Origin of the sequence: Streptomyces sp. MBT53 (assembly GCF_016654115.1) — a bacterium.
GTDB lineage: Bacteria > Actinomycetota > Actinomycetes > Streptomycetales > Streptomycetaceae > Streptomyces.
This window is the reverse complement of record NZ_JAEQAZ010000015.1, coordinates 122,501-145,524: the sequence shown is the minus strand read 5'-3', so window position 1 is coordinate 145,524 and position 23,024 is coordinate 122,501. Positions and strand designations below refer to the sequence as shown.

Annotated in this window: 18 protein-coding genes; 8 read left to right on the top strand and 10 right to left on the bottom strand. The window is 70.8% G+C overall.

Annotated features, from left to right (window positions below):
- Positions 1–6: 6 nt before the first annotated feature.
- On the bottom strand, positions 7–555 hold the full coding sequence (locus JHN45_RS08470) for a hypothetical protein (protein WP_200708839.1): 549 nt from the start codon (positions 553–555) through the stop codon (positions 7–9).
- A gap of 418 nt (positions 556–973) precedes the next feature.
- On the opposite strand from JHN45_RS08470, the gene JHN45_RS08465 reads away from it, so the two are divergent.
- Genes JHN45_RS08465 through JHN45_RS08450 form a run of 4 tightly spaced genes read left to right on the top strand, consistent with a single transcriptional unit; the run spans position 974 to position 5,298 of the window.
- Positions 974–3,808, top strand: coding sequence for a nitrate- and nitrite sensing domain-containing protein (locus JHN45_RS08465; RefSeq protein WP_200708838.1), 2,835 nt, complete (start codon positions 974–976; stop codon positions 3,806–3,808).
- Positions 3,805–4,239: a roadblock/LC7 domain-containing protein gene (locus JHN45_RS08460; RefSeq protein ID WP_200708837.1), complete on the top strand. Its 435-nt coding sequence runs from the start codon at positions 3,805–3,807 to the stop codon at positions 4,237–4,239. The genes JHN45_RS08465 and JHN45_RS08460 overlap by 4 nt, the downstream gene beginning before the upstream one ends.
- A gap of 9 nt (positions 4,240–4,248) precedes the next feature.
- Positions 4,249–4,644: a DUF742 domain-containing protein gene (locus JHN45_RS08455; protein WP_200708836.1), complete on the top strand. Its 396-nt coding sequence runs from the start codon at positions 4,249–4,251 to the stop codon at positions 4,642–4,644.
- Between the two features lie 48 nt (positions 4,645–4,692).
- Positions 4,693–5,298: an ATP/GTP-binding protein gene (locus tag JHN45_RS08450; RefSeq protein ID WP_200717378.1), complete on the top strand. Its 606-nt coding sequence runs from the start codon at positions 4,693–4,695 to the stop codon at positions 5,296–5,298.
- Between the two features lie 112 nt (positions 5,299–5,410).
- On the opposite strand, the gene glpK is transcribed toward JHN45_RS08450, so the two are convergent.
- The 5 genes from glpK to JHN45_RS08425 form a co-directional block, all read right to left on the bottom strand.
- A complete protein-coding gene (gene glpK / locus JHN45_RS08445) occupies positions 5,411–6,922 on the bottom strand; it encodes a glycerol kinase GlpK (RefSeq protein ID WP_200717381.1) in 1,512 nt (503 codons plus the stop codon).
- A 70-nt stretch (positions 6,923–6,992) separates the two neighbouring features.
- A complete protein-coding gene (locus tag JHN45_RS08440) occupies positions 6,993–7,718 on the bottom strand; it encodes an MIP/aquaporin family protein (RefSeq protein WP_200717382.1) in 726 nt (241 codons plus the stop codon).
- A 337-nt stretch (positions 7,719–8,055) separates the two neighbouring features.
- Positions 8,056–9,708 carry a GGDEF domain-containing protein gene (locus tag JHN45_RS08435; RefSeq protein WP_200717383.1) on the bottom strand — a complete coding sequence of 551 codons (1,653 nt, stop codon included), beginning with the start codon at positions 9,706–9,708 and terminating at the stop codon, positions 8,056–8,058.
- A 99-nt stretch (positions 9,709–9,807) separates the two neighbouring features.
- A complete protein-coding gene (locus JHN45_RS08430; RefSeq protein ID WP_200717384.1) occupies positions 9,808–10,998 on the bottom strand; it encodes a lipid-transfer protein in 1,191 nt (396 codons plus the stop codon).
- The gene (locus JHN45_RS08425) at positions 10,995–11,420 is read right to left on the bottom strand and encodes a Zn-ribbon domain-containing OB-fold protein (protein ID WP_200717385.1); all 426 of its coding nucleotides are present in this window, start codon (positions 11,418–11,420) and stop codon (positions 10,995–10,997) included. Before JHN45_RS08425 ends, JHN45_RS08430 begins: the two co-directional genes overlap by 4 nt.
- A 235-nt stretch (positions 11,421–11,655) precedes the next feature.
- On the opposite strand from JHN45_RS08425, the gene JHN45_RS08420 reads away from it, so the two are divergent.
- Positions 11,656–12,192: an NUDIX domain-containing protein gene (locus tag JHN45_RS08420; RefSeq protein ID WP_201048578.1), complete on the top strand. Its 537-nt coding sequence runs from the start codon at positions 11,656–11,658 to the stop codon at positions 12,190–12,192.
- 2 nt (positions 12,193–12,194) lie between these two features.
- Here the strand turns inward: JHN45_RS08420 and JHN45_RS08415 are convergent, their stop codons facing one another.
- Entirely contained in the window at positions 12,195–14,561 is a 2,367-nt protein-coding gene (locus tag JHN45_RS08415; protein WP_201048577.1) for a TIM-barrel domain-containing protein, read from the bottom strand.
- A 214-nt stretch (positions 14,562–14,775) separates the two neighbouring features.
- Between JHN45_RS08415 and JHN45_RS08410 the strand changes: the two genes are divergently transcribed.
- A complete protein-coding gene (locus JHN45_RS08410; RefSeq protein ID WP_200715880.1) occupies positions 14,776–16,743 on the top strand; it encodes an acetoacetate--CoA ligase in 1,968 nt (655 codons plus the stop codon).
- Between the two features lie 21 nt (positions 16,744–16,764).
- Here the strand turns inward: JHN45_RS08410 and JHN45_RS08405 are convergent, their stop codons facing one another.
- A complete protein-coding gene (locus JHN45_RS08405; RefSeq protein WP_307783060.1) occupies positions 16,765–18,090 on the bottom strand; it encodes an aminotransferase class I/II-fold pyridoxal phosphate-dependent enzyme in 1,326 nt (441 codons plus the stop codon).
- 111 nt (positions 18,091–18,201) lie between these two features.
- Between JHN45_RS08405 and JHN45_RS08400 the strand changes: the two genes are divergently transcribed.
- Entirely contained in the window at positions 18,202–19,410 is a 1,209-nt protein-coding gene (locus tag JHN45_RS08400; protein WP_200715881.1) for an MFS transporter, read from the top strand.
- Between the two features lie 22 nt (positions 19,411–19,432).
- Complete coding sequence (locus JHN45_RS08395) at positions 19,433–20,329, top strand: hypothetical protein (protein WP_200715882.1); 897 nt, start codon at positions 19,433–19,435, stop codon at positions 20,327–20,329.
- 71 nt (positions 20,330–20,400) lie between these two features.
- Here JHN45_RS08395 and ptsP read toward each other — a convergent pair whose 3' ends face one another.
- On the bottom strand, positions 20,401–22,071 hold the full coding sequence (gene ptsP / locus JHN45_RS08390) for a phosphoenolpyruvate--protein phosphotransferase (protein ID WP_200715883.1): 1,671 nt from the start codon (positions 22,069–22,071) through the stop codon (positions 20,401–20,403).
- A 79-nt stretch (positions 22,072–22,150) separates the two neighbouring features.
- Positions 22,151–22,600 carry a PTS glucose transporter subunit IIA gene (locus JHN45_RS08385; protein ID WP_200715884.1) on the bottom strand — a complete coding sequence of 150 codons (450 nt, stop codon included), beginning with the start codon at positions 22,598–22,600 and terminating at the stop codon, positions 22,151–22,153.
- Between the last annotated feature and the right edge of the window lie 424 nt (positions 22,601–23,024).

Genomic DNA, 23,024 nt, shown 5'->3' with positions numbered 1-23,024 from the left:
CGAACCTCAGGAGTGGGACTGGGACAGCTGCCCGGTGCCGCCCTTGCGGGCTATCCGCTCCTGAGCCCGCCGGGTGGCCTTCGCCTGGCGCTGGGCCCGACGCCGCTCACGGCGGAGGGCCCGAGCCGTGCTGCTGGGCTCCGAGACCACGCCGTTGCGCTGGTTCCACATCTGGCGGGTCACCCAGACGTCCAGGACGCCCCAGGTGGCCACCACCGTGCTGACCACGCTGCTGATCACCATCGGGAACGCCAGCCAGGACCCGGCCATCGTGCACAGGAAGGCCACCGTCGCCTGGATCAGCGTCACGGCGATGATGAGCACCGCCCGCACCGCCGCCGTACGCACCGGATCGGGCAGCCGACGCCGACGCGCGGGCTCCTCGATCCACAACGGCCTGTAGTACTCCTGCTGTTCGGCTGTCGCGCGGGCCGCACGCGGCCCCTCGAACCCCGCCGCCTTCGGTGCGCCCGAGCGCGCCGGAGCCTCGCCGTCCCCCGTCGACCGCGCCGCCACGCCGTCCTCAAGCACCTCTTGCCGCTCCGCCGTGCCCATCAACGTGTCCTCCCCACCGCCGGTACACCACTCGCCCCGGAGTCCGAAGACTCCGACTCCCCAGTGGGTGCCCGGCCTGCCCTGTTTTACGCCGCCCAGATGCGGATGCGGCTCCTGTGGCCGGTTCCGCACCCATATCCCGTAGAGAAAGACGAACAACATCGCATGAAGATTCCCAAGGAACGAAAAATTCCAGCCAACTGGCCAAGCGGGTCGATCCGGTCAGGTCCGGCGAACCTCGCGGATTCGGGGCGGCAATCTCCCGTAATGCCCTGACACCTCCCCATGTCCGGTCCCAGGTGCGGAAGTTCACGCTCCGGACAGCTCTTCGAGTTACCTGTGTGTCAGTAGTAGGCTCGCGCCGTTTGTTGACGCACATGTGTACCCCCGGCCGGCGGGGGTCCAGCTGGGGGAGGCCATGCGCTTTCGCGGGAAGTCCATCCGCCGGAAGATCGTGGCGCTCCTTCTCGTGCCGCTCTTGTCCCTGACCGCGATCTGGGCGTTCGCCACGGTCCTCACCGGCCGGGCGGCCGGAGACCTGTTCAACGTGTCGTCGGTCGTCGAGAAGATCGGCTATCCCACCGAGGACACCGTCCGCGTCATCCAGCAGGAACGGCGCCAGTCGCTCGTCTATCTCGCCGACCCGCGCGCCGCCGACGGCCTCACCGACCTGAAGCGCAGCCGCACCGCGACCGACGCGGCTGTCGCCAAGATCCGCAAGAACGCCCGGAACCCCGACGTCCGCGACGCGCTGGGCCAGACCACCGACAGCCGCGTCTCCGCCGTACTGGACGCCTTCGACGGCCTCACGTCCCTGCGGCGCAGCGTCGAGGACGGCACCGTCGACCGCGCCCAGGCCCTCGATCTCTACAACCGCCTGGTCGACCCCTGCTACGTGCTGCTGACCAACCTCCATGTCGTCGACAACGTGGAGATGGACAAGCAGTACCGCGCCCTCGTCAACCTGGCACGCGCGCGTGAACTCCTCTCCCGTGAGGACGCGTTGCTCGGCTCCTCCCTGATCGTCGGCAAGCTCACCCGGACCGAGACCCGCACCGTCTCCGACCTCGTGGCCCAGCGCACCCTGATGTACGACGTCAACCTGCCGCTGCTGCCCGCCTCGGAGCGCGACCACTTCGACCGCTTCTGGAAGAACGCGGCCAGCGCCCCGCTGCGTGTGGCCGAACAGGCCGCCGCCTCCTCCGAGTCCGGCGAGCCCCGCAACGTCACCGCGCAGACCTGGAACACCGCGGCCGGTGCCGTGCTGGACAAGCTCGGCACTCTCGACGACCAGGCCAACGACCGCTACCAGGACCGCGTGCGGCCCGTCGCGATGGGCGTCATCCTGAAGGCGGCCGTCGCCGGCGTCCTCGGCCTGATCGCACTGCTCCTCTCGCTCTTCCTGTCCGTGCGGATCGGCCGCGGCCTCATCCGCGACCTGCGTCAACTCCGCCTGGACGCCCACGAGGCGTCCGGTGTCCGGCTGCCCAGCGTGATGCGCCGCCTGTCCGTCGGCGAAGTCGTCGACGTGGAGACCGAGGTCCCGCGCCTGGAGTACGACCGCAACGAGATCGGCGAGGTCGGCCAGGCCCTCAACACCCTGCAGCGCGCCGCCGTCGAAGCCGCCGTGAAACAGGCCGAGTTGCGCTCCGGCGTCTCCGATGTCTTCGTCAACCTCGCCCGGCGCAGCCAGGTCCTGCTGCACAAGCAGCTCACCCTGCTCGACACCATGGAGCGCAGGACCGAGGACACCGACGAACTCGCCGACCTGTTCCGCCTCGACCACCTGACGACCCGTATGCGCCGCCATGCCGAGGGCCTGGTGATCCTCTCCGGGGCGGCCCCTTCCCGGCAGTGGCGCAAGCCGGTCCAGCTGATGGACATCGTCCGCGCGGCCGTCGCCGAGGTCGAGGACTACGAGCGCATCGAGGTCCGCAGGCTGCCGCGGATCGCCGTCACCGGGCCCGCCGTCGCGGACCTCACCCACCTGGTGGCCGAACTCCTGGAGAACGCCACGGTGTTCTCCCCGCCGCACACCGCCGTCCAGGTCCTGGGGGAGCGGGTCGCCAACGGCTTCACCCTGGAGATCCACGACCGCGGCCTCGGCATGGCGGCCGACGCGCTCCTGGACGCCAACCTCCGGCTCGCCGAGACACCCGAGTTCGAGCTCTCCGACACCGACCGGCTCGGCCTGTTCGTGGTCAGCCGCCTCGCCCAGCGGCAGAACGTCCGCGTCTCCCTCCAGCCCTCCCCGTACGGCGGCACCACCGCCGTCGTGTTCATCCCCGACGCCCTGCTGAGCGACGAGGTCCCGGACACCAACGGCATCGGCTTCCGCCTCGACCGGCCCCAGCCGACGAAGGAGGCCGAGTACGAGGAGAGCCACCGCTCCGCGCTCTCCCAGGTGCCCGCGAAGCTTCCCGGCCTGCCGCCCGCCCTCCTGGACGGGCCGGTCGAACTGGAGGCCCCGGTCGACCTGGACGTCCTCGCGGGCTTCCCGAACGGCCTCGACGACGAGGACGGTGAACGCGGAGAGGTCTTCCGTCCGCGCCGCCCGGGCCTCCGGGACGACCTCGCCCCCGTCCGCCCCGTAGAGCCCCGTCAGCAGGTCTCGGAGGCCCACGACGGGCCGCGCGGGGATGCCGACGCCCAACGGAGCGAGCCGCTTCCGCTGCCCCGGCGCCGGACGCCCAAGCTCGTCAGCTCGCACGGACGCCCGGTCGTCGAGCAGCGCTCGCGACGAGACCCGGGGGATTCCGCGGACGGCGCCTTCGACGGTCTCTCCACGGCCCGGGGCCCGGGCGGAGCCGACCCGGAGACCCCGGCACCGCTGCCTGCCCGGCGCCGCGGTGACACGCCGCTACGGCGCCGGACCGACGTACCCGCAGCGTCTTCGGCCTCCCAGGGGCGCGGATCGGGCGAGCCGCCCGAGACTCCCGCCCTGCCCCGACGCACGCGGCGCGCCGAGATCGCGTCCAGCATTCCCGACTCCGGCACCTCACCGGACGCGAACGGGCCCGACCTGGGAGCCTTGCCCAGGCGCGTCCGCCAGGCCAACCTGGCCCCGCAGCTGAAGAAGGACCCCGAACGGCGCACCACGACCCCGGCGGAGGTCGTGGAGCGCGACGCCGACGAGGTACGCAGCCGCATGGCCTCACTCCAACGCGGCTGGCAGCGTGGCCGCGAGGAGAACGCCGAGGGCGACGACGTCCAAGGCGGCACAGCACAAGGAACTAAGGGGGACGGTCGATGACCGCACCAAAGGCGACCGGCCACGACACGAACGACCAACGCGGGCTGAACTGGCTCCTCGACGACCTCGTCGAGCGCGTCGCCAGCATCCGCAAGGCGATCGTGCTCTCCGGCGACGGCCTGCCCACCGGCGTGTCCCAGGATCTGACCCGCGAGGACAGCGAGCACCTGGCGGCTGTCGCCTCCGGCTTCCACAGCCTCGCCAAGGGCGTCGGCCGGCACTTCGAGGCGGGCAGCGTACGGCAGACGGTCGTAGAGCTCGACGAGGCCTTCCTGTTCGTGACGGCGGCCGGTGACGGCAGCTGCCTCGCCGTCCTCGCCGACGCGGACTCGGACGTCGGACAGGTCGCCTACGAGATGACACTGCTCGTGAAGCGGGTCGGTGTGCATCTCGGTGCCGCCCCGCGCACCGATCTGTCCTCCGGCGGGTAGTGAAGTGACATGAGCAGAGACGGTCAGGGAAGAGGCCACTGGTTCGACGACGAGGCCGGACCGGTCGTCCGTCCGTACGCCATGACGCGCGGCCGTACCACCAGTGCGGCACAGCACCGCCTCGACCTGATCGCGGTGGTGGTCGCGGAGTCCCGCGCGGACGACTCCGAAGCGGACCAGGCGCTGTCCCCGGAGCACGTGGACATCGTCGGTCTGTGCCGTGACGCCCCGCAGTCGGTCGCCGAACTCGCCGCCGAACTCGACCTGCCCATCGGCGTGATACGGGTCCTCATCGGAGACCTCGTGGACGAGGAACTCGTCCATGTCTCACGGCCCGTACCCCCGGCCGAACTGGTCGACGAGAGTATTCTCCGCGACGTCATCAGCGGCCTGCGGGCACTGTGAGCCGCGCGGAACCCGACCCGCCCCCCCATCAAGCAGGAGAACAGATCGATGATCTTCGGGCGTTCTGAGCGAGGCAAGCCTCCGGTCGAGCCCGTCACGCTCAAGATCCTGGTGGCCGGCGGCTTCGGCGTGGGCAAGACCACCCTCGTCGGCGCGGTCAGCGAGATCAGGCCGCTGCGCACGGAGGAACTGCTCACCGAGGCAGGGCGTCCGGTCGACGACACCAGTGGTGTGGAGGGCAAGCACACCACCACCGTGGCCATGGACTTCGGCCGCATCACCCTGCGCGAGGACCTGGTGCTCTACCTGTTCGGCACCCCCGGTCAGGAGCGGTTCTGGTTCATGTGGGACGAGCTCTCCGAAGGCTCGCTCGGCGCCGTCGTCCTCGCCGACACCCGCCGCCTGGAGGACTGCTTCGCCGCCCTCGACTACTTCGAGCGGCGCTCCATACCCTTCGTCGTCGGCGTCAACTGCTTCGAGGGCGCCTCCCGTTACCCGGTGGAGACCGTACGGCAGGCCCTGGACCTCGACCAGGACGTACCGCTCATGCTGTGCGACGCGCGCGACCGGTCGTCGGTCAAGGAGGTCCTCATCGAGGTCGTCCAGCACGCGATGGCCTACGGCGCGAAGCGCCGCCAGAGCGTCACCAGCTGAGCCGCGGGAGCGGCCCGTACCTCCGCCGACCGGGGTACGGGCCGCAGCTCGTCGAAGGACGCACGCGCGCGTGCCCCATCAACAGGCACGATCAACACGCACGCGCGTGTGCCTAGTTGTCGCCCTCCTCCAGCCAGCCGAAGCTCTTCTCCACGGCCTTGCGCCAGTTGTGGTACTCGCGGTCCCGCACCGAGGACTCCATGGACGGCGACCACTCGACGTCCTTCTGCCAGTGCGACTTCAGCTCGTCCAGGCCGTTCCACACACCGGTGGCGAGCCCGGCCGCGTAGGCGGCGCCCAGGCAGGTCGTCTCGGAGACCTTGGGGCGGATCACCGGTACGTCGAGCACATCCGCCTGGTGCTGCATCAGCAGGTTGTTCTTGGTCATGCCGCCGTCCACCTTCAGGGTGGTGATCTGCACCCCGGAGTCCTGGAACATGGCGTCCACGACCTCCCGCGTCTGCCAGCTCGTCGCCTCCAGCACCGCGCGCGCGAGGTGCCCCTTGGTGACGTACCGCGTCAGCCCGGTGACGACACCGCGCGCGTCCGAGCGCCAGTAGGGCGCGAACAGCCCGGAGAACGCGGGCACGATGTACGCGCCCCCGTTGTCGTCCACGCTCGCGGCCAGGCTCTCGATCTCGTCGGCGCTGCGGATGATGCCGAGCTGGTCCCGGAACCACTGAACGAGCGCGCCCGTTATGGCTATTGATCCCTCCAGGCAGTAGACCGGCGCCTCGTCACCGATCTTGTAGCCCATCGTCGTGAGGAGCCCGTTCTTCGAAGGCACCGGCCGGTTCCCCGTGTTGAGCAGCAGGAAGCTGCCCGTGCCGTAGGTGTTCTTCGCGGTGCCCACGTCGTAGCAGGCCTGTCCGAAGACGGCGGCCTGCTGGTCGCCCAGGGCCGACGCCACGGGCACGCCCGCGAGTTGGCCGACCGCGGTGCCGTAGACCTCGGCCGAGGACCTGATCTCGGGGAGGATCGCCTCGGGCACGTTCATCGCGGCGAGGATGGACGGGTCCCACTGGAGGGTCTCCAGGTTCATCAGCATGGTGCGCCCGGCGTTCGTCACGTCCGTGACGTGCCGGCCGCCGTCGGTGCCGCCGGTGAGGTTCCAGATCAGCCAGGAGTCGATCGTCCCGAAGGCGATCTCGCCCCGCTCGGCGCGGTCCCTGAGGCCGGGCACGTTGTCGAGCAGCCAGGCCGCCTTGGGCCCGGAGAAGTAGCTGGCGAGCGGCAGCCCGGTCTGCTCGCGGAACCGGTCGGGCCCGTCCGAGCCGCCCAGTTGCTTGCACAGGGCCGCGGTGCGGGTGTCCTGCCACACGATCGCGTTGTGCACGGGTTTGCCGGTGGCGCGGTCCCAGAGGACCGTCGTCTCCCGCTGGTTGGTGATGCCGAGCGCGCTGAGCTGGTCGGCGCGCAGACCGGCCTTGGCGAGCGCCCCGGCGACCACCGCCTGCACCTTGGACCAGATCTCGGTGGCGTCGTGCTCCACCCAGCCCGGCTTGGGGAAGATCTGGCGGTGCTCACGCTGGTCGACGGCGACGATCGCGCCGTCCTGGTTGAAGACGATGCAGCGGCTGGAGGTGGTGCCCTGGTCGATTGCGGCGACGAACTTGTCCGTCATGACGACCCCTTTGTCGTTTCCCTCGGATCCTTCGGAGAGCTGCTCTCGGATGACTGCTCGAAGACCGTTGTCAGAAGGCTGCGTTGAAGATCACTCCGGCGAGCGCCCCGCCGATCAGCGGCCCCACCACCGGAATCCACGCGTAACTCCAGTCCGAAGTGCCCTTGTTGGGGATCGGGAGCAGCGAGTGGACGATGCGGGGACCCAGGTCGCGGGCCGGGTTGATGGCGTACCCGGTGGGCCCGCCGAGCGACAGACCGATGCCGACCACCAGGAACGACACGACCAGCACCGCGGTGCCGGACTCGCCCAGTCCCTTGGTGAGTCCGAAGGCCAGGATCGGCAGGACCAGCGCGACGGTCGCGATGATCTCCGTCATCAGGTTCGCCACGACATTGCGGATCGTGGGCGAGGTGGAGAAGATCCCGAGCGTGGGCTGCGCCATCTCCTCCTCGGCGTTGGCCTGGAACTGCGCGAAGTAGACCAGCCAGCACAGCACCGCGCCGAGCATGGCGCCGACCATCTGGCCCGCGATGTAGAGCGGGACCTTGTCCCACTTCCCGGTGTCGATGGCGATCCCGATCGTGACCGCCGGATTGAGCTGCCCACCGGACAGCGGCGCGGCCGTGTAGGCCCCGGCCATCACGCCGAAACCCCATCCGAAGGCGATGACGATCCAACCGGAGTTCTGTGCCTTGGAGTAGTTCAGTACGACGGCGGCGACCACGCCGGCGCCGAAGAGGATCAGGATCGCGGTGCCGATGACCTCACCGAGGAATATGTCTCCATTGCTCATGGCGGCTCCTAGGCCCGGGCCCGGGACGGTCGGCCCCGGTCCTCCGTGCAGGGTGCGGTTCCCTTGGCGACTTCAGCCGAAGGCAGGGAGGGTCCCGAGCCCCGCCCGGCGTCCGTGACGAGCGTGCCGTCGCAGCCGAGATCGCCCTTGGGGGAGTGGGCCTGAGCGCAGGCGCAGCCCGCGCGGCGCAGTGCCTGGTACGCCGAGAATGTACGGCGATGTCGACCGACACCGGGAAGTGTTCACCGGTGCCCAGGGAGCGTCAAGGTCGCGGACGGCAACGGTGACACCCGCCCTGACGGCCCCTGGAGCCCCGTAGGAAGCTCCTGAGCCGCTCTCAGCGCCCGTGCGACTCCACCGCCGCGTGGTCGGCCTGTACGGGCGTCACAGGCGTGCCACGCAGGATCTCGTACTCGCCGAGCCCTGCCTGGCTCAGCACCCAACTCGTGCCGTGCAGCGACTTCGCCGCCTTCTTCAGCGGCGCCAGACACGCGGCGGCCTGCCGGTGGTCGGCCACACTGCCCGGCACGCACAGCACGGTGGCCAGGGACAGCGTCACCGCCCTGCCGCCCGCCGCCCAGGGCACGTTCAGCACGGCGGCGGCCAACTGCTCCAGCCCTTCGGGATCGGTGAGCACCAGGAAGTCGTCCCCGCCGATGTGCCCCACGCGCGCGTGCCCGGTCGCGGCCCGCTGCAGCGCCTGCCCCACCGAGCGGATCAACTCGTCGCCCGCCGCGAAACCGGCCCCGTCGTTGACCTGCTTGAAGTGGTCGACATCCAGCCAACTCAGCGCGAACGCCCGCCCGTCCGCGATCCGCCGGTCCACCTCACCGGTGATCGCGTCCGAACCGGGCAGCCTCGTCAGCGGATTGAGCCCCGCGGCCTCCTCGACCCGCGTCTCGGCCAACGCCCGCACCAGATCCGCCAGTCGTACGACGCCCACGCACCGCCCGTACCGGTCGACGACGGCCACGTCGTCCGACGTACGGTCCGCGTCGCCGACCGCGACGACGTCCAGGACCTCCCAGGCGGTCGCGTCGACGCCGATCGTCCGCGGCACGTCCCCGAGCTTGGCGGCGGGCCGGTCGGCGTACAGGGCGTGCCCGTAGCGCCCCGACATCGACAGCAGGAAGCGGGACCGGTGCACCGACCGGACCGGCACCCCTTCCCGGTCCACGAGCACCACTCCGGAGACGTCGGGCGAGCCGGTCAGCAGCGCGCGGACCTGGTCGGCGGACGCGGTGTCGGGCAACAGCGCGGCCGGCCGGACGAACTCCCGCACCCACGGCCCGGACGGCGGTGTCGTCGCGAGGCCGGGCGGCCGGGGCGGAACGTATACGTCCGCTGCGGGAACCCGGGTCGCCGGCGCGAACAGCTCGCCCTGAGCCAGCTGCGCGCCGGCCGATCGCGCGGTCGCGCACTGCGCCTCGGTCTCCACCCCCTCCACGCACAGCAGGGCGCCCAACTGCTCGCACAAGGTCCGCATCGCGCGCACCGCGGCGGGCCGCTCCAGCAGCGAGGCGTCGAGCTTCACCAGGTCGGGCGCGAGATCCGTGAGCAGCCGCAGGGGAATGTCACCGTCGCCGACGCCGTCGGCACTGATCCGGAACCCCTGGCCGCGCAGCGCGGACACAGCCTCCAGGAGCGCCCGTCGCGGCACGTGCGTGAAGGGCGGGACGATGTCGACCGTCACCTCCCACGGCAGCCGTCCCGCCTCGCGGACCGCTCTGTGCAGTGCGGTGAGCCCGCCGAGGTCGGCGAGGGTGCCGGCGAACACATTGATGTGCAGCGGCAGCAGCGTCTCCTTGCGGGCGGCGGCGCGGACCGCCAACACGGCCAGCTTGCCGTCGAGTTCGGGATCGCGGCGGGCCTCGGCCAGGATGTCGCCCGTCTCCGGGCGGAGGAGTACTTCCAGGCCCGCGATTCCGCCGGTGGTCAGATTGACCACCGGTTGGAAGGCGAAGCGGAGAGTGTCCGTCCTGGAGCGCACGGCAGCATGATGACGCCACCGGCGTACGCCCAGGCCCAGTTCATAAGACGTTCACGCACCTGGCGGGCCGTTCACACCGCTCGGGCGGCACTCCACCGCTCACCGCACCGCCAGCACCGCCGATCCGTGCCCGAACAACCCCTGGTTCGCGGTGATCCCCACTCGCGCCCCCGCGACCTGCCGGTCACCCGCGTCGCCTCTCAGCTGCCAGGTCAACTCGCAGACCTGGGCGATCGCCTGCGCCGGCACGGCCTCCCCGAAGGAGGCCAGCCCGCCGCTCGCGTTCACCGGTATGCGCCCGCCCAGGGCCGTCGCGCCCTCCCGCAGCAGCTTGGCGCCCCCGCCCTCCGCGCACAGTCCGAGATCCTCGTACCACTGCAACTCCAGGGCGGTGGACAGGTCGTACACCTCGGCCAGGGAGAGATCCTCGGGGCCGATGCCGGCCTCCTCGTAGGCCGCGCGGGCGATCGACGCCCGGAAGGTCTCGTCCGGCGGTGGTGCGCCCGCCGCGGAGTCCGTGGCGATGTCAGGGAGGTCCAGCACCGTGTTGGGGTAGCGGGGCGTCACCGTGGACACCGCGCGGATCCGCACCGGGTCCGCCGCCCCGTGCCGGCGCGCGAACTCCATGCTCGACAGCACCAGGGCGGCCCCGCCGTCCGAGGTGGCGCAGATGTCGAGCAGCCGCAGCGGATCGGCGACCACCGCGGAGGCGGCGACCTCCTCGGCGGAGACCCGCTTGCGGTAGCGCGCGTACGGATTCAGCACTCCCAGGGCGGCGTTCTTCACCTTCACCTGGGCGAAGTCCTCCGGGGTGTCCCCGTAGAGGGCCATCCGCCGGCGCGCGTACAGCCCGAAGTACGTCGGGTTCGTCGCCCCGAGGACCCGGAAGCGGAGCCAGTCCGGATCGTCGTGCCGGTCCCCGCCGGCCGGCCGGAAGAACCCCTTGGGCGCGGCGTCGGCGCCCACGACCAGCACCACGTCCGCGAGCCCCGAAAGGATCTGCGCCCGGGCGGCGTTGACGGCCTGCGCCCCGGACGCGCAGGCCGCGTACACGCTCGTCACCCGGGCACCCTGCCAGCCCAGCGCCTTCGCGAACGTCGCGCCCGCCACATACCCCGGGTATCCGCCACGCACCGTGTCCGCGCCGACGATCGAACCGACGTCCCGCCACTCCAGACCGGCGTCGGCGAGCGCCGCGCGGGCCGCCGCCGTCCCGTACTCGACGAAGCTCCGCCCCCACTTGCCCCAGGGGTGCATGCCCGCGCCGAGCACCGCCACGTCCGCCGTCATGCCCCCACCCCCGTAGGCCGCCAGTGCCAGGTCGTCCAGGTCGTCTCCGTGTCCTCGTCGAGCACACCGGGGACGACCTCCACCTCCATGCCCACCGTCAGATCGGCGACGGTGGTCCCGGGAACCGCCTGTCCCAGCACCACGATCCGCTCGGACTCCAGCTCCACAGCGATCAACGCGTACGGTTCCCACGGAAGTTCCGGATCGCTCACATACGGTGACGGTGGCCGGTACCGGCTGTCCGTGTACGACCAGACACGGCCGCGCCGCGACAGCGGGACCTCCTCCAGGTCGCCGCCCGGGCAGGTCGGATTGCGGCAATGGCCGTCCTCACGCGGGAAGAAGACCGAGGCGCACCCGGAACAGCGCGTGCCGAGCAGCCGGAAGTCGTCCCCGTCCCCGGTGAACCAATCGGTGACCACAGGTGCGCGTGTCCGCGACAACGTCCCTCCACAGCACTGGATCTGACGGAACGTCAGAAGTGTGCCACGGGCAACGGAAAATGAGCAGGCCGTTTCGGTGAACCATCGAGCCACTTACGGCGTCGTGATACCGGGAGGGACGGCCGGGGCCCACGGGGGTGGTTCCGGCCGTTTCCCGTTTACTCGCGCGGCCCCCGGAAAGACGCCCTCCGCTTGATCGGATACAGTCCGCCGGGTGTCCGAAACTCAAGGCTCCGTCCCCAACTCCGCGCCGGACTCCCACTGTTCGAGCTGCGGATCGCCCTACGGAGAGGGCGTCTCCGGCTGGCCCCGCACCTGCCCGGCCTGCGGCACGGTCGCCTACCGCAACCCGCTGCCCGTCGCCGTGGCACTCCAGCCCGTGTACGACACGAAGGGCACCGCCCTGGTCGTCATCACCCGAACCGTCGCCCCCGCGCGCGGAGGCGTCGCCCTGCCGGGCGGTTACGTCGACCACCGCGAGGACTGGCGGGCGGCCCTCGTCCGCGAACTCAGGGAGGAGACGGGCATCGACGCCGCGACCCGCGACGTACGACTCGTCGACGCCATCAGCTCGCCCGACGGCCATCTCCTGCTCTTCGGAGTCCTCCCCGAACGCCCGGTCGAAACCCTGCCCCAGTCCGCCGCCACCGACGAGACGGAGGGCTGGCACCTCCTGCGCAGGCCCGAGGAACTCGCCTTCCCACTCCACTCCGTGGCCGTCAGGGCCTGGTTCGAAGGCCGGTACATCTGAGGTCAGCCCTCACCCAGCCCGCGCACCCGCACCGGGTAGGACGGCGCGCTCACGCCGTCGTCCGACTCCCGCTCCACGACCACCCGCCGGCCCTCCCAGCGGGCGACGTACCGCTCGATCTCCGGCTCGTCCCAGCCGTCGCCCGCGTCCGGCACCACCAGCCCGCCCCCGGTCCGCCCCCGGGCGGGCGCCCACACCTCCAGCTCAAGGCCGCCGTCCGCACCGCGCACCGGCAGCACGGCACCCGCGCGCGCGAACACCGGAATCCGCGACAACGGGGCGTCGACGAGAACCTGGGCCGGCCCCTCGTACGCCCGCTCCGTCTCCGTGTCGTACCAACGCCCCCGCGGCAACTGCACCGCACGCCGGTCCGACCCCGGGGTGAGCACCGGCGCCACCAAGAGGCAGTCGCCCAGCATGAAGGCGTCCTCGCAGTCCCGTAGCGCACGATCCTCCGGAGCACCCCACCACAGGGGCCGCGCATACGGCGCCCCGGTCCGCCGCGCCAGATGCGCCAGCGTCATGAAGTACGGCAGCAGCCGCCGTCTCTCGACGAGCGCCACGCGCGCGTGCTCCAGCACGTCGCCGCCGAACTCCCAGGGCTCGCGACGCCCCGCGCGGGGACTCGCGTGCGTACGGAACAGCGGCAGATACGCGCCCAGTTGGAACCAGCGCAGATACAGCTCGGGCGACGGACTCCCGTCGAAACCGCCCACGTCCGGACCCGAGTACGGCACCCCGCACAGCCCCAGCCCCATCACCAGCGCCAGCGAGGCCCGCAGCCCCGGCCAGCCGGTGGCCACATCACCGGACCAGGTGCCCCCGTAGGCCTGCATCCCGGCCCACCCGGAGCGCGAGAAGAGGAACGGCCGCTCCTGGGGGGCCAATTCACGCAAGGCCTCATAGGCCGCTCTGGCCATGCACAGCGCGTACACGTTGTGCGCCTCACGATGGTCACCGCCCCGCCCCTCCAGGTCGTGCCGGGCCGAACGCGGCAGCGTCGACTCCCCGAAGGCGGCGAACGACGTGGGCTCGTTCATGTCGTGCCAGAAACCCGCGAACCCCTGCGCGAGCCGCTCCTGGTAGAGCCCGCCCCACCACTCACGCACACGCGCGTGCGTGAAGTCCGGGAAAACCGCCTCCCCGGGCCATACGACACCCCGCACCAGCCGCCCCGACGCGTCCCGCACGAAGGCGTCCTCGGTCGTGCCGCTGTCGTAGACGGCGTTCCCGGGCTCGGCCTTCACCGCCGGGTCGACGATCGACACCAGCCGGATGCCGTCCCGCCGCAACTCCTCGGCGAGCACCGGCAGTTTCGGGAACCGCTCGTGGTCGACGGTGAACACCTGGTGCTCGTCGTAGTGGTCGATGTCCAGGTGGACGGCGTCCAGCGGCAGATCACGCTCCTGGTAGCCGGCGACGATCCGCCGTACCTCCTGCTCACTGCCGAAGCCCCACCGCGCGTGATGGTGCCCCAGCGCCCACGCCGGCGGCAGCGCGGGAGCACCGGTCAGCGAGACCCAGGCGTGCAGCACGCGCGCGGGAGTGCCCACGATCACCCAGCAGCGCAGCGGACCGCCGTCCATCCGCAACTCGGACGCCCCCGCCCGGTCGTGCCCGGAACCGGCACCCTCCTCGCCCTCCCGCAGCCTCACCGTGCCGTCCCAGGAGGTGTCGTGGAACACCAGATGCGTGGCCGCGTCCGCCACCACCAACTGCACGGGCATCGTGATGTACAGCGGATCGTCACCCGGCCCGAAGGCACGCCCGGGGTCGGTGTTCCACAGCCGGTACGTCCCGTCGCGCAGCCGGGGTCCCGACGCGCGCCCGCCGAGCCCGAAGAACCGGGCGTCCGCGGCCACCTCCGACCGCTGCATCCAGCGAGCCGTGCCGCCGCCCACCGGCTCCCACCAGCGCGGCGGCAGATCCCGGCGCAGCGTCACACCACCGGGCGTACGCACCTCGACCGCGCCGTGCCGCGACACGGCGACCGTCACCCGCTCCGCCACGACCCGCCAGCCGCCGTCCTTGTCCGGCTCCAGGACGGCCCGGGGGTCCGGCTCGGGGCACCGCCCGGCCAGCGCGTACGAGGGCTCCGGAGCGGCCCCGTCCCAGCCCCAGAAGACCGCCCCGTTCACGGCGACGGTGATGCGCAGTTCGGAACGGCTGAACCGGACGACTCCGCCACCGGGCCCGGGCTCCGCCTCCCGCACCGGCCCGGGCACACGCGCCCGCTCGGCCCCCCGCGCGGGCAACCCGGTGGCGTCGGCACGCTTCCTGCGCCACGCCGCCCGTACGGTACGCAACCCCTGCGCCGCCCCCGTCGAACCGACCACCTTCACCGAACGCACCAGGTCACGACCATCCATGCTGCTCACCCTGCCATTACGGGCCGCGGATAACCGCTTCGTTCAACTTCCGTTCACCCGTGGTGGGACCACATCTTCACGGCGCGGACTATGTGGGGCGTGCCCTGGTGCAGAAGTCGATCACATGGCATCGTCCGTGTCAGCCGCGTCACGCGCACACCCCCGCACGTGCGCGCCCGACGCACACGACGCGCACAGTCCCGGGAGCCGCCCCATGTCGACCGCGAACCCCCTGCCGCTCTGGCAGCCAGATCCGGAACGCATCGCCCAGGCACAGGTCACCAGGTTCCAGGCCTGGGCGGCCGAACACCACGGAGCCCCCGCCGACGGCGGCTACGCGGCACTGCACCGCTGGTCCGTCGCCGAACTGGACACGTTCTGGCAGGCCGTCACCGAGTGGTTCGACGTCCGCTTCTCGACCCCCTACGCGCGCGTGCTCGGCGAACGCTCGATGCCCGGCGCCCACTGGTTCCCCGGAGCGACCCTCAACTACGCCGAGCACGCCCTGCGCGCGAGCGCGACCCGCGCGCACGAACCGGCCCTCCTGTACGTCGACGAGACCCACGAGCCGCGCCCGGTCACCTGGGCGGAGCTGCGCCGCCAGGTCGGGTCCCTGGCCGCCGAACTGCGCACCCTCGGCGTACGCCCCGGAGACCGCGTCAGCGGCTACCTCCCGAACGTCCCGCATGCCGTCGTCGCCCTGCTCGCCACAGCCGCCGTGGGCGGCGTCTGGACGTCCTGCGCCCCCGACTTCGGCGCCCGCAGCGTCCTGGACCGCTTCCAACAGGTCGAACCGGTGGTCCTGTTCACCGTCGACGGCTACCGCTACGGCGGCAAGGAGCACGACCGCCGCGAGACGGTCGCCGAACTCCGCCGCGAACTGCCCACCCTCCGCGCGGTGGTCCACATCCCCCTCCTGGGCACCGACGCCCCCGAAGGCGCCCTGGACTGGTCGTCCCTCACCTCGGCCGACGTGGAACCCGTCTTCGAAGAGGTCCCCTTCGAGCACCCCCTCTGGGTGCTCTACTCCTCGGGCACGACCGGCCTCCCCAAGGCCATCGTCCAGTCCCAGGGCGGCATCCTCGTGGAACACCTCAAACAACTCGGCCTGCACTGCGACCTGGGCCCCGAGGACCGCTTCTTCTGGTACACGTCCACCGGCTGGATGATGTGGAACTTCCTCGTCTCCGGCCTCCTGACGGGCACGACGATCGTCCTCTACGACGGCAGCCCCGGGTACCCCGACACGGCCGCCCAGTGGCGCATCGCCGAACGCACCGGAGCGACCCTCTACGGCACCTCGGCCGCGTACGTCATGGCCTGCCGCAAGGCTGGCGTGCACCCCTCCCGCGACTTCGACCTCTCCCAGGTGCGGTGCGTCGCCACCACCGGATCACCGCTGCCCCCGGACGGCTTCCGCTGGCTGCACGACGAGGTCCGCGACGACCTGTGGATCGCCTCGGTCAGCGGCGGCACGGACGTCTGCTCCTGCTTCGCGGGAGCCGTACCGACCCTCCCGGTGTACATCGGCGAACTCCAGGCCCCCGGCCTCGGCACCGACCTCCAGTCCTGGGACCCGAACGGCGCCCCCTTGGTCGACGAGGTCGGCGAACTCGTCGTCACCAACCCCATGCCGTCCATGCCGATCTACTTCTGGAACGACCCCGAAGGCACCCGCTACCACGACAGCTACTTCGACACCTACCCCGGAGTGTGGCGCCACGGCGACTGGATCACCGTCACCTCCCGGGGCTCCGTCGTCATCCACGGCCGCTCCGACTCCACGCTCAACCGCCAAGGCGTACGCATGGGTTCGGCCGACATCTACGAAGCGGTCGAACGGCTCCCGGAGATCAAGGAGTCCCTCGTCATCGGCATCGAACAGCCCGACGGCGGCTACTGGATGCCCCTCTTCGTGCACCTCGCCCCCGGAGCCGTCCTGGACGACGCCCTCCTGGGCCGCATCAAGCAGACGATCCGCGAACAACTCTCCCCACGCCACGTCCCCGACGAGGTCATCGAGGTCCCCGGAGTCCCGCACACCCTCACCGGAAAGCGCATCGAGGTACCCGTCAAACGCCTCCTCCAGGGCACCCCGTTGGAGAAGGCGGTCAACCCGGGCTCCATCGACAACCTCGACCTGCTGAGCTTCTACGAGGACCTCGCCCGCAAACGCGCCTGATCGCCCTCCCGTAGCGGCCGATCACCCTCCATAGGTGGCCTCGGACTCGCCCTCGCCGAGCACAGCGGCGAAGTCCGAGGCCAGCCGCACCGCGTCGGCCGGTTCGAGTTCGGCGACGGAGATCCGTACCCCCGGCTCGGACGCCAGCCGGAAGCGCGCCCCCGCGGCGACCCACCAGCCGTACGACCGCAGCCCGTTGACCACGGCGGACTCGTCCCGCACCGGCACCCAGAGATTCAACCCGCTCGCCCCGCGCGACATGATCCCCCGCCCGGCCAGCTCCCTGCGGAGGGTCTCCCGGCGCAGTTCGTACGCCTCTTGAGCACGCGTGACCAACGCGCGCGTGGCGTCGTCCGTCATCAGCCCATGGACGGTCTCCTGGAGGAGATGACTCACCCAGCCGGACGTCAGCAGCAACCGCCCGTCGTGGCGCGCCAGCGTGGTCCGATCGCAAGCCGCCGCGGCCCACCTCAGATCGGTACCGAGGAACTTGCTCACCGTCCGCACATGCACCCAGCGCGCCAACCCACCGGAAGCCAGCGACCACAGGGGAGCGCCCGCCACGGCGGACGCGTGATCGTTCTCCACGACGAGCACCTCGGGCCCCTCCCGGAGCACCTCGACCAAGGCGTCGCGACGCGCGGCCGAGAAGCCGCCGCCGTACGGATTCTGTGCCCGGGGGCTGCACACCACGGCACGCACCCCCGCCCGCAGCGCCACGCGCAGCGCATCGGGACGCAGACCCTCGTCGTCCACGGCGACCGGCACGCTCCGCAGCCTCAACGCCGTGACCAGATCCAGCAGATGGTGATATCCGGGATCCTCCATGGCCACCGCGTCCCCGGGCCGCAACTCCACCGACAGCAGGCGCCCGATCAGATCCAGCGCACCGTGCGCGAAGGTCACCTGCTCCACGGGCACACCGTCGCGTCCCAGCCAGTCCCGTACGGCCTCCTCCAACCGCGCCAGCCGAGGCGTCGACCGGTGCGACCGCACACCCGGGGACAGCCGCGAGGGCGGCACCAAGGCGGGCAGGAAGAGCGGGTCGGGGTGCCCGCCGGCCAGATCCCGCAGCCCCTCCGGGACCCGGGGCGGCCGTCGGGACGCCACCGAGGGGGCCTGCGCCACCACGGTCCCGCCCCGCCCGCGCGTGACGACGATGCCCCGCTGCCGCAACTCCTTGTACGCGGTGGCGACCGTGCCCGGACTCACCCCGAGCTCGTCCGCGAGCCGCCGTACCGGAGGCAGCGCGGCGTCCGGCCCCAGCAAACCCTCGGCCACGGACCGCTCGACGGACGCGGCAATCCCCTTGGCCGTCGCACCACTGATCCCATATTGTATTGCCACGTCATCAACTATGTATCAATACATAATGAGATGCAAGGGGGAGCAGTGAGCACGACCCGTCGCGCAGCCGCACGGCCGAAACGCATACCCGGAGGGCGCGACAGTCGCAGAATGCTCGCGATCGCCCTCGTCGACCGCACCGGCAGCGGCCTGTGGGCCTCCGTGTCCGTCCTGTACTTCACCTACGTCTCGCATCTCTCCGTCGCCCAGGTCGGAACCCTCGCTGCGATCGCGGGAGCCATCGGCATCGCCGGCGCACCCCTGGGCGGTCGCCTCGCCGACCGATTCCCGCTCACCCGTGTCCTCACCGCCCTCCAACTCCTGCGCGCTCTCGCCTCCTTCGCCCTGCTCACCACGGACAACTACGTCCTCCTGATCGCCTTCTCGGCCGCCGGCGGCTTCGGCGACCGCGCCGCCAACGTGCTCACCAAGCTCTATGCCACCCGCGTCGCCGGACCGGACCGCATCCGCTACCAGGCCATCAGCCGAACCGTCGCCAACGCGGGCTGGGCCCTGGGCGGTCTCGCCGCAGCGGGCGCACTCGCCCTCGGCACAACCGCCGCCTACCACTGGCTCCTTCTCGGCGACGCCCTCTCCTTCGTCGCCGTCGCGACGCTCACCGTGCGCTGCGGCGAACCCCCGTCACCACAGCGCGTCAGCGCGACATCGAAGGACACGCCACCCGCGAGCAAGCCCCCGAACCCCTGGCGCGACCGCACCTACCTCGCCTACGTCGCGACCGAGACCGTCCTCTTCCTCGACGACGCCGTCTTCAAGGTCGGCCTGCCGCTGTGGATCGCCCACGCCAGCGAGGCGCCGCACGGCCTGGCACCCCTGTTGATGGTCCTCAACAACGTGATGGTCGTGGCCTTCCTGGTCCCCCTGGCCCGCTTCGGCACCACGACGGCAGCCGCCTGCAACCTGCTGATCCCGCTCTCCGCAGCCTTCGCCCTGGGCGGGACCACCCTCGCCCTCTCGGCCACCGGCGGAGCCGTCACCGCGACAGTGCTCCTGACCGCCTCTGCGGCCGCCTTCACCGTGGCGGAGATGGTGCACGCCACCGTCTCGTGGGAACTCTCCGTCGCCCTCGCACCCGGCACCGCGCAAGGCGCCTACCTCGGCGTCCACGGACTGGCCCAGTCGACCCAGCGCAGCATCGGCCCACTCGCGGTCACCGCGGCCATCGCCGCCGGCCCCCTCGGCTGGACCGTCTTCGGTGCTGTCATCGCTCTGACCTGCGGAATCCAGCACCGACTGGTCCGCCGACCACTGGCTCGGACCTCGTTGTCAGTGGCGCCGGTTACTGTGAGTGAGCATTGATCCATCGCGCACAGGGGGAAACATGGCGCACACCGACCACCAGACCATGCGACGCGTTCTGCGCCGCGAAATCGCGGGCACCATCGGCCTGTTGACCGACGAGCAGGACTTCCGCGCCATGCGGCGCTACCGCAGCTTCGCCTTCGACGACCACACCGCCTACCTCCAACAGGTGGAGGCACTCCTCAGGAGCCGAGCCTCCCAAGGCAGCCACACCACCGTGGCCCTCTTCGACCCCCAGGAATACGCCGAGTTCTGCGCCGACAGCGGCCTGGACCCCGACAACCCGTCGAGCCGCACCCGCTTCACCGCCGAACTCGCCACCACCGGCCCCACCCTGCCCTACGACGGCCAACCGCTCGCCGACCTCCTCCCGGCCCTCGTCGACGAGGCCGTCCGCCAGGCGACCTGGGAGTACGTGACCACACTCCTGGCCCGCCTCGGCACCTGCGCCACCTGCGGCGAGGACATCGGCCGCGCGGCCTTCACCCGAGCCTCCGGCCTCCTCGTCCGCATCCTCGACACGGCCCGACCCGGAAACCGACATCTGGTGTGCAGCGTCTCGGGAACACCGGAAACCATCGTCGCCGCCCTCCACGCCGACCAGGACGAGGACGGCGCCACCCACCTGGACGACGTCGAAGCCCTCGAATTCACCAGCATCCTCGCCCTCGGCATCGCCACCCGAAGCCCCGGCGGCCTCGTCATGCGCACCACCAGCCCCGACACCACCGACTGCATCTACGGCTGGCGCCTGCGCGGCGACGGCCTCGAACCCCTGACCGCCGGCGAGGTCTTCGACGCCTACTGCACCGACGTCGAATCCGGAGACCTGATCTCTCCAGAATCAGGCGTCGACTACTGCGTGCCACCCGACCTCGGCGACCTGGAACAGCCCCCGGGAGGACACCACCACTGAACACGCCAGGGGCGCCCCACCTGGTGGTGGGGCGCCCCTGAGCCAGAGCCGACGGACGGCTACCTGCCCGACTACTCGCCGGACAGCACCGCCTGAGCCGCCTGACGTGCCTCCTCGGCACTGTCCGCGGCCCGGGCCGCCAGCGCGGCCCGCTCGCACTGGGCCAGCGTGTACTTGGCCAGCGTCGACCGCACATACGGAATCGAAGCCGCACCCATGGAAAGGGAGGTGACCCCAAGACCGGTCAACACACAAGCCAGCAACGGGTCGGACGCGGCCTCGCCACAGACACCACAGCTCTTGCCCTCGGCCTTCGCCCCCTCGGCGGACATCGCCACCAGGTCGAGCAGCGCGGGCTGCCACGGATCCTGCAGACGGGACACAGCGCCCACCTGTCGGTCGGCGGCGAACGTGTACTGCGCGAGGTCGTTGGTCCCCAGCGACAGGAACTCGACCTCCTGCAGAATCGAGCGCGCCCGCAGCGCGGCCGACGGAATCTCCACCATCGCGCCGAACTTCGCCCGCAGGCCGGCCTCCCGGCACGCGTCCGCGAACGCCTTGGCGTCCGCACGGTCCGCGACCATCGGAGCCATGACCTCAAGGTAGACAGGCAGTCCCTCGGCGGCCTTCGCGAGCGCGGTCAGCTGAGTCCGCAGCACGTCGGGGTGGTCGAGCAACGAACGCAACCCGCGCACACCCAGAGCCGGGTTCGGCTCGTCGGCGGGCGTCAGGAAGTCGAGCGGCTTGTCCGCGCCGGCGTCCAGCACCCGCACGACGACACGCCCCTCGGGGAACGCCTCGAGCACCTGCCGGTAGGCCTCGACCTGCTTCTCCTCGGACGGCGCGTTCTTGCTGTCGTCCAGGAAAAGGAACTCGGTACGGAAGAGCCCCACACCCTCGGCCCCCGCCTCCAGCGCGGCCGGCACATCAGCGGGACCGCCCACGTTGGCGAGCAACGGCACCTTGTGCCCGTCGGAGGTGGCACCCGGCCCCGTCGAAGAGGAAAGAGCGGCCTTGCGCGCGGCAGCCGCGGCCTCCAACTCGGCCTTCTTCTCATCACTCGGGTTCACGAAGATCTCGCCGGTGCTGCCGTCCACGGCGACAACCGTCCCCTCGGCCAACTCACCGGCCCCCGGCAGCGCCACCACAGCGGGCACACCGAGCGCCCGCGCCAGGATCGCGCTGTGACTGGTCGGCCCGCCCTCCTCGGTGACAAAACCGAGCACGAGGGTTGGGTCCAGGAGCGCCGTATCGGCAGGAGCAAGGTCACGAGCGATCAGCACGTACGGCTCGTCGCTGTCCGGCACACCCGGCATCGGCACCCCGAGCAACCGGGCGACGATACGGTTCCGCACATCATCGAGGTCGGCCACCCGACCGGCCAGATAGTCACCGGCACCAGCCAGCAGGGCACGGTAGGCGGCGAAGGCGTCGTAGACGGCCCGCTCGGCCGTGCTGCCGACGGAGATACGGCGATCCACGTCCGTCATCAACTCGGGGTCCTGGGCCATCATGGCCTGGGCCTCGAGTACCGCCTGGGCTTCGCCCCCCGCCAGATTGCCGCGTGCCATCAGGTCGGCCGCCACAGCGTCCACGGCCTGGCGGGCGCGCCCTTGTTCACGCTCCGCGTCCTCCACCGGAATCTGCTTGGCAGGCGGTTCCAGAACCGCCGTCCCCATGTGCCGAACCTCGCCGATCGCCACACCGTGGCTCACACCGACGCCTCGCAGCGTTGTCTCCATCTCACCCGTCTCCGATAGTGCGGCGGGTCCCGCCGCCGCGGTGGTTGTCCTGCACACCGTCATTGCGACGGCACTGACGTCACTCCCAGGAGAAGAGCCTGTCGCCGGCCTTCACATCGCCGTCCTCGCGGAGCTCGGAGAGGGACTCGGCAGCGGCCTCAAGGGCCACGATCGGGCACACCGGGGACTTGCCGGCGGCCTCCACGGCGGCCGGGTTCCAGCGCACGACACTCTGGCCCCGGGTCACGGTGTCGCCCTTGCTGACGAGCAGTTCGAAACCCTCGCCATTGAGCTGCACGGTGTCGATACCGAGATGGGTCAGAACACCATGCCCCTCGCTGTCCACGACGACGAAGGCGTGAGGGTGGAGGGAGACGATGACCCCGTCCACGGGAGAGACGGCCTCGGAAGGCTCACGTACGGGGTCGATGGCGGTGCCGGGGCCGACCATGGCCCCGGAGAAGACGGGATCCGGCACCTCGGTCAGTCCGATGGCGCGTCCTGCGAGCGGGGACGTCACGCTGGTCATGGGAAGCCTCCCAGGGGTGGAAATGTGATGGGGCCGTCACTACCTGTCCCGGACGGCACGCTGAGCAGCAGGGTATGTCATATGTAGTACCGGTTCCGCCCGAGAGGTCGGGATTAGTGGTCTAGACCACACCTCTAATCGATTTGCACCTGCTCCACGGCCGCATGTACAGTCGTACTCCTGCTTGAGGCCGAGCGATGCGACCAAGCGTCTTTGCTTGGCCTGGCAGCACCCAACTTGTCAGATCCTATCCCGGGGTCACCTTCTGCATGCCTGCAGGACGGTGGTCAGGGGGCCGGAAAAACACTGATAGAGTTTGGAACACCGAAGGGAAGCCCGGAGGAAAGCCCGAGAGGGTGAGTACAAAGGAAGCGTCCGTTCCTTGAGAACTCAACAGCGTGCCAAAAATCAACGCCAGATATGT